Source organism: Hyphomonas sp. (genome assembly GCF_018402285.1).
Lineage (GTDB): Bacteria > Pseudomonadota > Alphaproteobacteria > Caulobacterales > Hyphomonadaceae > Hyphomonas.
Genome location: NZ_JAGYJH010000003.1, coordinates 608,280 through 621,954 on the forward strand (window position 1 = coordinate 608,280; position 13,675 = coordinate 621,954).

Consider the following 13,675-nt stretch of genomic DNA (forward strand, 5'->3'; position numbering starts at 1 on the left):
GACTAAACCCATTTTGGGAGAAAACCGAGTTTTGTCCGAGTTGCAGACAAACTGACTTTGTGGCTGAGAAACGAAGATAGCGGAGTGAACCGCGCCGGCAGACCCCGAGACTGTCTGCCTGGGGTCCTGCAGCGAGGGTGCTTTCCTTCAGCAAAGCAAAGTAGATGGTCCGGGCTTATGTCTCAGGAATGTTCCTGATCGGCTGAAATGGGCCAAGCCTGTTCCGCCAATCGGTTTCGGCGTCCGGCAGGGTCACTTCAGTCCTGTCATTCAGTGCCATCACCAGAACCCGGCTGGAGATCGCCGAAGCAAGACACTGACCCGGATAAAGCGAATGTCACCTTCCGGCGATCTGATGGCGCTGAGGAAACGCGCTGGAACAAATTACTGAATATCAGTCATCGTATGGATCAGCGAGGGTATTTGGATGACTGTCATCATACGCTGTTTCAATGAGCGTCCGCATTGCGATGATATCATCAATAACCAATGGGATCAGCGACTCTGTGACGAATATTCCATAGATCCCCCGTTGCGTATCGATCCAGGGATATGCGCCGAACGCCCCAACGCTTTGAAGAATGCCGCAGTCTTCACCCGGTTCGTTCAAATGACACCATTGTCCCAGCGCGTATTCCCAATCGGCCTCCGAAATTGCGGGCAGTGCGCCGCGTGCGAGACCGACAGTCGTAACCTTCGAGAGATCATCCAGAGCTGCTTCTGACAAAATGCGGCGCCCTTTGTAGACGCCGCCTTCTGAGATCATGGCGAGGAAGGCACCAAAGTCTTCAGCACTGATCTTCAATCCGCCTCCGATAAGCGGGTTTGTGACATCCTCTGGATTTTCGACATCACAGTTCAGCGGATGGCAGAAATAGGCCCCCTGCATTTCAAGCGGACCGGCCAGGCGGTCGAGAAAAAGGGCCTGGAAGGATTGGCCTGATACTTCTTCCATGATGGCACCGGCAATCTGCATTGACACCCCGCCATAGCTAAGCGTGGTGCCCGGGGCCGACTCCAGTGGGAGGATCGCCAGTTCTCGAGCGAAGGTTTGTAGCGAGGCATTTGCTCGCGCATCGACGAGATTGCTCGAGTTCATTCCGGATGTGTGAGACAGCATCTGGCGCAGCGTGATCCTGGAAAGCTCTGCTGTCAGATAAGGGGCGTACTGGCTTGCGGGCGCGTCCAGTTCAAGCAAGCCTTCATCGACCAAGGTCATCACAAGGGCGGCGACGACCCATTTGGAGGCTGATGCGACATAAACAGGATCACTCACCGCCATTGGTCCTGCAGAGGCTTGATAGAGGATCGTGCCGTCTGCATTGTAGACAAGCATAACGGCTCCGGTTTCACCGGCCGCGCGTTCGAGGTAGGGTTCAATCGTCTGATAACCATCTTTGGCCGTCGACATGTGTTCGATGGCTACATAAGAGGTCACATGATTGGATGATGCGCAGCCGGTAAGGCCGGCGATGAAGAGAGACATGGCGGCGAAGCCCTGATCAAGTCGCATGTCCAGTATTCCTCCGCCTCACTCTCGATGGTTTACACCTGCACCCTAAAATCTTGTTCGGAGCGTCACGCCATAGGTCGCAGGGTCCTGTGTGAATTGCGCACGGGACCGGTTTCCAGCCGCACCCCGTAGCGGCACTGTGAAGGTGCTGTTTACGGTTTGCTCATCTGTTACATTGCGTCCCCAAAGCTCAATGGCCCAACGCTCATTCTCCGATGACAGACCAACCCGAAGATTGATCTTGGTATTGGCTTCCTGAATGTCGCCCGGAAGCAGAAGCGTGGGGTTAAGCAACTCTGCAGCCTGTGTGCTGGTGCGGCGGTCGTCCTCGTAGCGGAAATTTGCATTGGCGAAGAAGTTCAACCCGTTGAACTGGTTTTCATAGGTCGCTCCGCCAATGACGACCCATTCCGGTGAGTTGGTAAGCGAGATCCCGCAAAGACTGGCGGAGTTGGGATTGAAGCCTGGCGCGCCAGGCGTCGTGACGTCGCAATCATCGGGATAGCTCGCATCTGTGTAGGTGACGGCGAGGTTGCCGAGTATCTTGTCGGTCAGGCTCGCCTCTGTCTCCAGCTCAAAGCCCGAGGCTTCCGCTTTGCCGACATTGAAAGTCCGGAACTGAATGCCTGTGAATTCCAGAACCTGGAAGCCCTCCAAGTCTTGCTGGAAGATGGCGACATTGGCGCGTGCGCGACCGTCAAACAGATTGGCCTTAACGCCGAACTCCCATGCGTCGATGCGTTCGGAGCCAAAGCGCGGATCGACTCCGCCAGCTGCTGCAGAAGGGTCAAGGTTGAAGCCGCCTGATTTGAAACCGTGCGTGAAGCCACCATAGACGTTCACATCGTCGCTCAGCTCATAGCTGCCTTTGATCGTGTAAACGACTTCCTCATCCTCGAACGTGTCGTCGAACTCCCGGGGGAGGAAGGCCAGCAGCGGGGCCGCTGGACTGCCTGCAATCGCGCCAAACAGAGGACCGGGATTGATCGGATCATAGACAGGCGCAGTGAAGACGAAACAGTTTAGTCCGACCGCCGGTGCCGAGAGCGGAGGCGGCACGTTTGCGAGGTTTCCGAACGTCCCGAGACATGCATTGTGCTGCCCGCCAAGCTGCGTGAAGCGGCCATCCTTGGTCTCTTCGACATAGCGCACCCCCAATGTGACATCGAATTTTTCGGTCACCGCCAGAATATTGTGTGTGAAGATCGAGAAGGACTCGCCCTCCTGGAGGAAGGCGTTATCCGCAAAATCACCGGTAGCCGGAGCGCCGCCTGAAAACGCCAGAAGCAGATTAGACGTCTGGCCGAGTAGCCCGGCGCTGACAGCGGCCTGATACTCATCCAGAAGTGTGACCGAGCCACCTGTCGTGATTTCCTCATTCGAGACGTAAAGGCCGACGAGCCAGTCAAGCCGGTCATCAAATGCAGTATTCTGGAGCCGTAATTCGTGCGTGGTGGTCTCGATCGTTGTGAGATTGCTGCCCGGGTCGAAATTGGTGCCGCCAAGTGCGATCGCTTCTGCAGAAGCCCCTGATGTGAACATACGCAGTCCCGTATAGTCGGTGCTCAATGCCTGCGTTGCCTGATAGTCGCGATAAGCTCCGATATAGGTAAGTTCGCCAAGTGGCGTTTCGGCGTTGTATTCCAGAGAGACGCCCATTTGCTCAAATGGGTTGCGGAACTCACCGTCATTCGACTGCAAGGCGTCAAGTGCAGCGGGTCCGATATTCGGCGCCCCACCCGTCGGGTCGAGGCCCGCAGGAGCGAATGCAGCAGCGATCGAGGTGTCACTGAACCAGACTGCCTGACAGCAGCGCTCTTCAGCCTCAGCATAGTCAGCAATCAGACGAAGAGTGCCGCCTGTCCCCAGATTCCAGAGCGCCTGCCCGCGCAGGGAGAAACGATCGCGGTCATGGCTTTTCTGACCATTGAGGCCTTCGACGAAGCCATCTCTTTCATGAATGGCTCCAGACAGGCGAATGCCGAACTTGTCTTCAACAACAGGAATGTTGAGGCCAGCCTGAAGATTGAAAAGACTGTAGTTGCCCACAGTGAGGTTGCCGAAACCTTCATATTCTGAGAGGTCTGGCCTCCTGGTCTTGATGTTGAGTGCGCCTGCTGACGTGTTGCGGCCAAACAGCGTGCCTTGTGGTCCGCGCAGCACTTCAACCTGCTCGACGTCGAGCAGGTCGCCCAGCGCGATACCTGGACGCGACAGATAGACACCGTCGACAAACACGCCGACCGAGCTCTCCAGCCCGATATTGTTACCCGTTGTGCCAACACCGCGAATGCGGAGCGTGGTTCCGCCAGATACAGTACCCGCGCTGTTCATGTTGAAGCTAGAGGCAAGGCTGTCGAGATTGGCGATATCAGACACTCCGGCGCGTTCCAGCGCTTCGGGATCGAGAGCGGTCACTGCAATCGGAATATCCTGAATACTCTCCTCGCGCTGAGTCGCTGTGACGATCACCGTGGACAGCGTACGCGGATTATCGTCTGCTTCCTGAGCGGTTGCGATAGGACCGCCAGCAAGCAGCGCCATTGTGGATACACTTGCAAGTGTTGCACTGATGGGGCGGACAGAGACAGTGTTTGGTTTGACGGTTTTCATAGATTCCTCCCGATCGATCTCGAAGCGATCTTTCAGGTGAGCTATCAGGAGATCACGGGGAGGAATGTCAAAATTGCAACATTCTTAAACTCGAATTCCTCTGTCACTTTCCAAGCTGAGCCGTCTTAAGGACAAGCCCCGATCAATCATCACCGACCGTCTTTTCCAGCCAGACCGAGAGAGCCGCGGCCGAGCATATTTCGATGTGTCCGTAGTAACGCCGCACCAGTTTGAGGCTCTCCAGCTCCGCCAGCGCGCGGTTCATTGAAGCGCGTGACAGTCCCAGCGTGGCAGCAAGATCTGACTGGCGAAATCGGAGCTTCGCATTCACACCGTTCAAAGGCGCCATGATCAGCAGATATTTCGCGACACGGGGAACCAGCGCCAGCAATCTCAACGCATGCAGCATCTCAATGAGCACATGAGAGCGAAGCAGAGTCGCCCGGAGCAGGGCACTAAGAAAGGCAGGTTCACGGTCACAGAGTTTGAGGAAAACTTTGGCCGGAATGTTGATCAGCGTGGTTGGCCCTACAGCCGAAATGTCGTGACTCAGAGGAAGATCGGTGAAGACAGTAAACTCGCCAAAAGAGTGACCTGCGCCGATAAAGGAAGTCAGAATGAAGCCGCCATCTGGTCCATATATACCCGCCTTGGCCGCGCCTTTCTCAATCACCGATATGCCAGGCTCACCATCACCGCGGCTATGGATAAACTGACCATCCGAAAGCGTCCTTCGGCGTCCGGCTGATTGCAGTAGCGCAATCTGGTCCGGCGACAGAAACTCGAGGAATGGTTTGGGTCTGTGTCTTGAGATGTCCATGCCGAGGAATGTCGCATTTTCGACATTCCTCGCCAAGTCGGTTTGCTAAGCCAAGCCAATGCAGACTTTGTTTCTCTTGCCTGGACGCAGCCAGTTGAGCTGGACATTACCGAGCACTTCAACGGAAGGCGGACCTCATGAAGACTCTTGTGCTGGCGATGGCGGCATTTGTACTCGCTTTACCTTGTGTGAGCGCTCCGTTGGCTGAAAAAGGGCAAGACCCGTTGTGCGGGACCTCCCAGTCCGGGACCGACGCCGCCCGGGAAGCGTTCTTCTTCGCTTTTCCGCTCTATGAGATGTTTCGGATGCGCCAGCGCGCGCTGCTGCCTGAAGGGGCTCTACTCAACAGTCTGCGACATCGCGCGGAGCTATCCGGTCTGGAAGATCGATACATTACTACGCCAAACCGGGACACTTTGTATTCGCAAGCCTGGCTTGATCTGGCGGACGGACCTGTGCGTTTTTCCATTCCGGAGATGGGAGACCGCTATCACAGCGCACATCTGATGAACGCGTTTTCCGATACGTTCGCGGTTTTGCGCAACGAAACTACCAGAACTCGCGCCTTCCTGATCGCAGGTCCGGAGTGGCAGGGCGAGGTTGGCGCCGATGAGACCCTCATCCGTTCACCAACCCTGGATGCATGGCTGGTTCTTCGCACACACGTCAAAAACGATTCAGATCTTGCGGAGGTCCAGCGTCTTCAGCTTGCCTATAGCCTCGACAGCGACAATGGCAGCGCCGACGATCTGGCGTTCGAAGGGCGGATACCGGCTCTTCCTGATGGCAAACAGTTTCGCGAAGTGGTCAACGCCGCACTCGCTCGGGGACCCATCCCAGAAGCGCAGAAGGACAGGCTTGAGTGCATGTCAGCAACCGGCAGTGGCCGGATATTCTCGAATGACACAGGCGCGACAGAGATTCCGGAATATCCGAAACTGAATACGTTTATTGGCCAATTTTATAGCGAAACTCAAACAGCGTTTGAACAGGCAGGGGTATTGGTCAATGGCTGGAGATATCCTCCAGCGAACATCGGGGCGTTCGGAACAGACGATGTCTATCGCAGTGCCATGGCCTTAGGGGGTCTTGCAGCACTTCCGATAGAGGAAGCAGTCAACCCGATGACAAATTTGGATGCAGATGGTGGTCAGCTTGATGGTCAATCAGCCTATCGGCTCCATATCCCCAGCGACATCCCGGTTGACGGATTCTGGTCGCTGACTCTCTACGAATCGGACGGTGCCGGACGATGGTTCTTCTATCCCAATGAGATTGATCGCTATGCGATCAGCAGCGCGTCCAATGATCTTCATCGGGAAGAGGACGGTTCAATCGTCGTGGAAATCTCCAATGAAGAGAGGTCGGACTCCGCCAATTGGTTGCCAGCTCCACGCGGTGCATTCAGATTGGTATTCAGGGCCTACAGACCGCAAAAAGCATTCCGCGATGGCGAGTTTCGCTTGCCCCCAGTTGAACGCGATTGATCGAGTATGCGTGATCCTGCCGAAAACGAAGGTCTGAACAAAGAAGTGACTTCTGTCATGAGCGAGTTGTTCGCCTGATATCCGGTCCGAGGCTGATCCAGACTAATGGAGCTGCTGCTTGTTCAGCCCTGGCAAACATTGCGAGCGGCTGTTTCGGGCCAGGTTGGCCCCGATCATCGGACTCGGCGTCGGGCAGGGTCGCCTCAGTCCGGTCATTCGGCCGCCATACAGTAGCCAGGCCTGAGTTCGCCTCAATCATTCGAACGCCCCCAACTCTGCGGACGGCCGCAATGCGAGCAAAAGGAGACAAAAAGCTCAGAGACTTGTCTCGCCCTGAAGCGGTCGTTCGTAGTGTCAGCTCTCGGTCAGGAGCTGACATAAGGCGAATAAGGATTTGGCCGCAGCTGGCTGCTGACAGTCCAATGCAAACCAGTCTCTGGCAGCGTTTGGGATAGGGGCGTTTATTCAGAAAGAAGTTCACGCTATTCTGAAAGAGCGGCGCTTCTAATCGATCTAAACATCGCTCCAGCTTCGTCTAATCAAGACAGATCAACTGATCGGTTGACGGATCGATGTCGAGGTTCACGCAATCGTCCAGGTCGGGCTGAGGGCTGGATGGCGGCAGGGTATTGCCGGACCCGTTGTCTGGAGATTGCCGACCTTCAGCTGGGAGCAGAAAATAGTCATATTTGGGGATGCTCGCTACGCTGACGCTGATCCGGCCATCCGGCAATTGGGTCATGGTCGAGGCTCCGAGCAGAGGCAGGTCCTGGCCAGTAAACGTATTTGGACCGGTCTGTCGAATATCCCTGATTATTACCATATTCGGTCGGATCTTCAACGTGAGTGCATGGGTCCAGGGATCCAGCGCATAGGCCCGGCCTTTTTCTATCCGGATCGTTTTCCCCAAAGTCGAGATTTTCCAATCTCCATCGATTGCAAGCGGCTCGGTTTCAGGCACTTGTGTTGAATAGGGCAGGAAGGCGTCCATTTGCGGAATTCCGGCCGCTGCGGCGAATGCATCTCCCATCGTTCCAGCCGCAAGCGCCTCGGTTCCGGCGCACCCAGACAAGATAAGCGCGGCTGCTCCAGACAGGGGCGCAGCATAGAATTTTCCCATTGATTTAAGTCGCATATTGAATCCTCCTTTGATCCAGGACCTCTCATTTGTCTGGGGAGTCGTAACGGAAAAGCGCTGCACGCCTAATGGGTAGCGTTACCCAAAAAAGGGGACTCACGGGGATCACACGTCTCTGACCGCTCGCGGATTTGGGTAACGCTACCCATAAGCCCGGTCGCCCGCGTGCGTTAGATTACCGGCTAAGCTGAGCAGTCCTTTGACTGCCCGGATCGTCGGAAAGGACGGGGAAAAATCATGGCCGGAATCATTCATTCAATCCTTCGAACGAGTATGCTGTGCATGCTTTCAATCTCCTTCATGCTCTCGTTTCCATCGACGGCATTCCAAGCCCATGCAGACGATGTCGAAGACGAGATAGAGACGCTTGCAAGAGAGAAACTGATGTCGCTGGGCCCCGAGCTCTTCGAAGCATTCGTGGTCGGACTCGATGCGGCGAATGATGAATCCCTGCAATCCGGTATCAAGAATGAAAGCGCCCAAAACCTGCCCGGTTGTGTGGCCCCGCTTTCGGATTTCCAGACCCGGACCTTGAGTCTGTCCGGCGGTGGGACGCTACTCGTGGTCGGCGCAGATTTTGAGGGCGGCGTGGCTTTTAAGTGCGGGGAAGGTGTTGATCTTTTCGACCGCCGTCAGACCAAGTTTTTCGGGGCGGGCGGCTGGGCCGTGCGAGTTGGTGCTGCGGTAGACGCGGCGTTTAACATCGGGCACTGGCAAGTCCCGCACAATAATCTGAGAGGTCGATCCGTCGGTTGGGAGTTCGAGTTGGCCGATCTCCTGAAGTCTCTACGCGCTGTGGCGAAGTATATGGATTGGATCGAAAAAGAGAACAGCGGGTCGGAGCGGTTCCCGTTTTCGATCGGGGTCACCTTCTGGTGGGAGAATGAGGCCTCAAGCAGCTGGGCCAAACCGATCCGGGGTGAGTATCAGGGCTTTGTGATTTCATTCGTGAAGGACATGGGTTCCGAACTCGGAGCTGGATTAGTGACGTCTCGAACGGTCCAGTTCTGCGATAATGATTCAGAGTGCACACTTGGGCTTTGGAGCGATGAGTCTGGAGACAATCAAGTCCTCATTCGCAAGCATGTTTTCGACCCTGATGAGAACAATCTGAACATCAAGCTCGGAGATCATTATATCGTCGCTGACATCGATAGTGACTATCTGGACCTGGACACATCAGAAAAGACCGTACGCGGCCAACCCCTGGACTGGAGCGACTATCGCGAACGCCGGGATGGTCGGACCCTGTATAGGATTTGCTTCCGGGACAATTATACGAAAATGCATCTCAGCCTGGGTGGCGGCATCTGCAACAATTCGCAAAAGGTGACGCTGACCATGCAACGCCCGCTGGAGGAAAGCGATGTTGTTGGCCGGGATTATCGCGGATACTGGAATGGCGCGCAGGGGGGCACAACGCGTTACATCCGGATTGTCGAACGTGACGCGAACCACACCCTGACTCTGCAGGAGTTCGGGTCCAGCGCCCAGCGTGTATTCACAAAAATCATCGGGCCGACCTATACCGAGAGGAGTACGGCAGCGATGCTTACTGTGCGCAATGATGTCCTTCGGCTCCAGGAGGGGAGAAGCACGCTCGAGTTTACCCGAAATTCGGTAGAGGATGATGAGCGCATGCTCGGCTCGGATTTTGCCCTCGCGGACTCGATCAATGGCGAATACTGGAATGCAATTGTGAATGGCGAGACGGTCTATGACAAAGTCGTCTCCCGCTCGGCAGGCCGAATTGAACTCTCGCGCGTCGGTGAAAATGAGAGCAGACAGTATATAAAAACAAGCCCCTTCGGAAACCGTTTTCTGGGCACGGACGGGGTCTTGGTTGTCGATGGCGCCCGAATGGAACTGAATGGAGCTGTGTTCAGACGAAACTCGATTGACGAGGATGCTCGACTGGCAGAGCTGCTGATGCAATCGCGCCCCTGGCCTGGTATCGGGGCCGTGGTTGCGGCTGAAGATGAAATCATTGACGTCGTGGGCGCTTGGACCTGGACCTCGGACGACACCCTGAAGACAAACATCTTTGTTAGCCAGACAGACTCGGAGATCCGGCTGCGCGATCGTCGGAACCCGCTTGCACTGCACACATACCAAAAGATCGCTCCGAATATCTATCAGCACAGTTCGGGCAGCACGTTCGATTTTCGTTCCGAGACGATCCTGGTCTGGAAAAACAGTGGGGGCGATCAGAGCATCATCATGCGTCGTGAATAGTGCAAATCCGGCTTTCGCATTGACGATCTCCTCGACTGGTTCTTAAGAACGAGTCGGGGAGACTTGAATATTGAGTACAACAACGCCTTCTCGCACAGTGATCGTGGCTGATGATCATGCGGTAGCCCGTACGGGGACAAAGTCCGTTCTCTCAGAGATCGCCGGTGTTTCAATTGTGGCGGAGGTTGCCGACGGTCTCAGTGCGATTGCGGCGGTCAAGACGCATCTACCCGACCTCCTTGTGCTGGACGCCGCGATGCCGCATGCAAAAGGCATAGAGGTCTTCGCCGATGCGCGCCGCTGGAGTCCGGGTACGGCAATTGTCCTGCTTACGGGCTTCACTTCTGCGGGGTTTCTGGCAAACTGGCTGGACGCCGAAGTTGACGGGATATTGCTGAAATCCTGCGAGCCGAGCGAGATGCGAACCTGTTTCGAGACGGTGCTGGCGGGAGGGCGCTTTATCGCCGAAGAGGTGGGAGACATTCTCGAACGCACAACGCCTGCGGATGCCTTCACCAATCGCGAGCGTGAGGTTCTGTCTCTACTGGCCATGGGGCATCAAAGCGTAAACATCGCAGCGCGCCTCAATATCAGTTCGCGCACCGTGGAAAAGCACAGAGCAAGCCTGATGGCGAAGGTCGGGGTCAATTCGATCGCGCAGCTCATCGCGTATGCGTTGCGTGAAGGGTTGCTGGATGAGCATCGGCAAGTCTAGGCACCTCACTCTTTGCCCGGGAATGCAAATGGGTAGTCGCACCCATGGTCCGGGCGACGGGTTAGGGGCAGATTCTTTGCATGATTGATAAGCTGCGTTCCTGCATCGACTCTGTGCCGGCTGCCATAAGGTCCGCGCTATTGCTGGCGGTGATGATCGCAACGTCGATAGGTCTATGCCTCGTCTTCGCGACCCCGCAGGACGATCCCGCGGAGCGGGGAGAGGTGATCGAACTTCCTGTCGCGGATTATTCAAGCGCATTCTTTGGCCTGTATGCCGAAACCCTGGCCGAAACGGATGGGCCAATGACGCTCGAAGACGTCATTGCGAGCGACGGTTGGGAGACCATGGGCACGCGATATATGAGTTTCGGATCTGTCTCGGATACCATCTGGATTCGGGCCAGGGTTCGAAACATTTCCGATGCACCCATCACGATCCGGTTCGATACGCGCCGCGTCGCATTCGATCATATGGACATGTATCTGACCGATCCTGACGGAAGCGGTTCGACACAATTCCTGGATTATAGCTATGCAGCGCCGTTCTCGGATCGGCCCGTCAACCATCGGTTCCTGGTCGCAGATATCGAGCTGGCGCCCAATGAAACACAGATGGCCTATGTGCGTTTCCGCGGCCTGTTCAACACAATCCTGCCGCTCCGGCTGGCCTCACCTGAAGCCTTTCAGATGGCCGAGAAACATGAGGTGTTCTGGTCGGCTCAATTCTACGGCACGTTCACTGCCATCACATTCCTGACCTTGCTCGCCGCGCCTCTTATTGGCTGGCGCACAAGTCTCAGTTTCGGCTTCTTTCTGATCACCAGCGCCGCCACATGTCTTGCGGTGGAGGGTTATATTGATCAACACCTCATCCCCGACAAGAACGAGATCACTGCCCGCCTGACCGACAGCCTGTATTTCCTCACAGCCGCAGCCATTCTGATCTTGAGCCGCACCGTGTTCGATCTGCAGGCCAAGGCGCGGTTGCTGGACTTCGGTGCTTGGTTGGACATCTTACACCATTCTCCTGATTGGAACCTTCCACTTCCTGTTTGGCATTGCGCCGAGAACCGTGTTCATACCCATTTTTCTATTCTTGCGTGGCACATCGCTGATCTTGCATGCTGTGGTCGGGATTTGGGCGGTCTGGACACGGGAAAAAGGGGGGACAGCCTTCGCGGCCAGTTCGATCCTCGTCGCGACGGCGTCGATCGCGCTGGTGGTCGATCCGACGTTTGGCTATCCCTATGGCGGCTATCCTTTCATCATGCGCTGGCTTGTAACGGTCGAAGCGATGGCGCTCGCGATCGCTATTGTTCAGAGTGTTTTGGGCCTCAGAAAAGAGCGTGACCTCGCCATCAAGGCGGATCTCGTCGCAACCCGCGAACGCCTTCGATTGTCGCTCGCGCTTGCAGACAGCCAAAGGGCTTACTCTCGCGCGCAGCGCGCAGCAGGACAATATATGCGCCGCTTGCAAACCGTGAGTCATGACATTTTGCAGCCACTTCAGTCTCTGAAATCTACGCTGCGGGAGAAGCCCTCAATAACCGACGAGCAGGCTGAGAGACTCGAGGAAGCGTTCGATTACCTGGAGGCGCTGGCGCGCCAGAATCTGCAGTCCCATCATGACCATACGCGCGTGGCGGCGCAGGCTCAATCGAGCGGATCGGACAACATCCCGATTGCCACGGTGATCAGCACTGTTGCGACCATGTTCGCGAACGACGCGGCGGCGAAAGGCGTTGAATTGTTGATTCACAGCGCTGACGAGACAATTTCTGTCCCGCACCCCGTTCTACTTATGCGGGCTATCAGCAATCTGGTATCCAATAGTTTGCAACATGCCACGGGCAACAGGATAGACATCTCTTTTGACTGCGACCAAACAGGCACCTGGGTGTCGGTCAGGGATCAGGGGCCTGGCATGTCCGCCGACGCGCTTCGGGATATGCTGGATTTCGGAAATCGCGGCGCTGTATCGCACGGATCCGGCTTTGGCCTGGCAATCGTGCAAGACGCAGCGCGAGAAATGGGAGCAGAGCTTGAGATACACTCCACGGAGAGCGGCGGTACAACGGCGAAACTCTCATTCATCAACTCGCCAAACCGTTGACTGGTGCTGAGTGTATTCGAATTTGTTGTTTGTTTCTCATAGTAGCGAATTATCGAATATTGGCAGCGTTCCTAAAGTCCTCTTTGCGAGCAAAAAGAGACATAAAAATTAAAGCGTGTTCGACCGGAATGGGCCAGGCTGGCTCCCACCAGAAGAATCCGGGACCGGCAGGGTTGATCCGATCGTGCCGTCCGGCAGGCTCACCGCCGACGAGGCCGAAGATCGCGGATAGAAGTCATTGATACTGCGGCGCCGCAAGAGCGCTCGCGCCAAGCAATGTGTAAGTTATCCCGCAACCGCTAGCTGTTCAAACATACCGAGCGACCTCTCCGATCCAAGACGGCGAGCAGACTGGACCAAGCGGTCCAAGCCGACCGAAAATTCTCGCCCAGGATGCTCTAAAACGTGCTATAGAACACCAATAGTATGATTTTTGCGCCCGAAGGAGCCCAGCCATGACCACCGTCCGAAAGACCATTACCCTCACCGATACGCAGAATGACTGGATCAAGGCGCAGATCGACAGCGGCGCTTACACGAACGACAGCGAAGTGTTGCGCGACCTGATCCGCAAGGCGCAGCAGGAAACTTCCGAGATCGAGGCTATTCGCGCGGCGCTCATCGAAGGCGAGAGAAGCGGCCTCAGCGCGCGCGGGCCCGAAGAGATTCGCGCAGCGGTGAAGAAGCGGAAGCCCCTGAATGGTTGATGGCCGCTATCACTTAACCCAGGCGGCCGATGCGGACCTCGAACGCTTGTACGAGTGGGGCATTGATCGCTTCGGCGTGAATGCTGCGGACGAATATTATGATGGGCTGACTGCACGCCTGGCGCAGATCGCGGGTACTCCGCAGCGATGGCAGGAGGTCGATCATATCCGCGCTGGCTATCGCCGCTCGGTGTATGTCGCGCATTCTGTCTATTTCCGGGTCGAGGCCCGTGGCGTCTTGATCGTGCGCGTCCTCGGGCGCGAAAATCCGCAAACCGGTCTTCCGAATGACTAACCGATGATCAGGGCAGCCCGGTCTTCGGTATGCCACG

The 13,675-nt window shown here is 56.0% G+C and carries 11 protein-coding genes; 7 read left to right on the forward strand and 4 right to left on the reverse strand.

The features are described 5' to 3' along the window. Window positions 1-394: 394 nt before the first annotated feature. From KG722_RS05660 to KG722_RS05670, 3 genes are all read right to left on the reverse strand, one after another. Entirely contained in the window at window positions 395-1,513 is a 1,119-nt protein-coding gene (locus tag KG722_RS05660) for a serine hydrolase domain-containing protein (protein WP_213270562.1), read from the reverse strand. Between the two features lie 45 nt (window positions 1,514-1,558). Beyond that, window positions 1,559-4,126 (reverse strand): TonB-dependent receptor, encoded by a 2,568-nt coding sequence (locus KG722_RS05665; RefSeq protein ID WP_213270575.1) that lies wholly within the window; start codon window positions 4,124-4,126, stop codon window positions 1,559-1,561. A 142-nt stretch (window positions 4,127-4,268) separates the two neighbouring features. Then, window positions 4,269-4,982, reverse strand: a complete 714-nt coding sequence (locus KG722_RS05670; RefSeq protein ID WP_213270577.1) for a Crp/Fnr family transcriptional regulator — start codon at window positions 4,980-4,982, stop codon at window positions 4,269-4,271. Window positions 4,983-5,083: 101 nt separating this feature from the next. Here KG722_RS05670 and KG722_RS05675 point away from each other — a divergent pair, with 101 nt between their 5' ends. Next, window positions 5,084-6,433, forward strand: coding sequence for a DUF1254 domain-containing protein (locus tag KG722_RS05675; RefSeq protein WP_213270579.1), 1,350 nt, complete (start codon window positions 5,084-5,086; stop codon window positions 6,431-6,433). A 535-nt stretch (window positions 6,434-6,968) separates the two neighbouring features. On the opposite strand, the gene KG722_RS05680 is transcribed toward KG722_RS05675, so the two are convergent. After that, the gene (locus KG722_RS05680; protein ID WP_213270581.1) at window positions 6,969-7,568 is read right to left on the reverse strand and encodes a hypothetical protein; all 600 of its coding nucleotides are present in this window, start codon (window positions 7,566-7,568) and stop codon (window positions 6,969-6,971) included. Window positions 7,569-7,808: 240 nt separating this feature from the next. Here KG722_RS05680 and KG722_RS05685 point away from each other — a divergent pair, with 240 nt between their 5' ends. The 6 genes from KG722_RS05685 (at window position 7,809) to KG722_RS05710 (ending at window position 13,638) form a co-directional block, all read left to right on the forward strand. Further along, entirely contained in the window at window positions 7,809-9,806 is a 1,998-nt protein-coding gene (locus KG722_RS05685; protein ID WP_213270583.1) for a hypothetical protein, read from the forward strand. Between the two features lie 70 nt (window positions 9,807-9,876). After that, complete coding sequence (locus KG722_RS05690) at window positions 9,877-10,521, forward strand: response regulator transcription factor (RefSeq protein ID WP_213270585.1); 645 nt, start codon at window positions 9,877-9,879, stop codon at window positions 10,519-10,521. An 80-nt stretch (window positions 10,522-10,601) separates the two neighbouring features. After that, the gene (locus KG722_RS05695) at window positions 10,602-11,873 is read left to right on the forward strand and encodes a 7TM-DISM domain-containing protein (RefSeq protein ID WP_213270587.1); all 1,272 of its coding nucleotides are present in this window, start codon (window positions 10,602-10,604) and stop codon (window positions 11,871-11,873) included. Then, window positions 11,791-12,636 (forward strand): HAMP domain-containing sensor histidine kinase, encoded by an 846-nt coding sequence (locus tag KG722_RS05700; protein ID WP_213270589.1) that lies wholly within the window; start codon window positions 11,791-11,793, stop codon window positions 12,634-12,636. The genes KG722_RS05695 and KG722_RS05700 overlap by 83 nt, the downstream gene beginning before the upstream one ends. Before the next feature lie 455 nt (window positions 12,637-13,091). Then, the gene (locus KG722_RS05705) at window positions 13,092-13,343 is read left to right on the forward strand and encodes a type II toxin-antitoxin system ParD family antitoxin (protein ID WP_213270591.1); all 252 of its coding nucleotides are present in this window, start codon (window positions 13,092-13,094) and stop codon (window positions 13,341-13,343) included. Then, window positions 13,336-13,638 (forward strand): type II toxin-antitoxin system RelE/ParE family toxin, encoded by a 303-nt coding sequence (locus KG722_RS05710; RefSeq protein WP_213270593.1) that lies wholly within the window; start codon window positions 13,336-13,338, stop codon window positions 13,636-13,638. The genes KG722_RS05705 and KG722_RS05710 overlap by 8 nt, the downstream gene beginning before the upstream one ends. Window positions 13,639-13,675 lie beyond the last annotated feature (37 nt).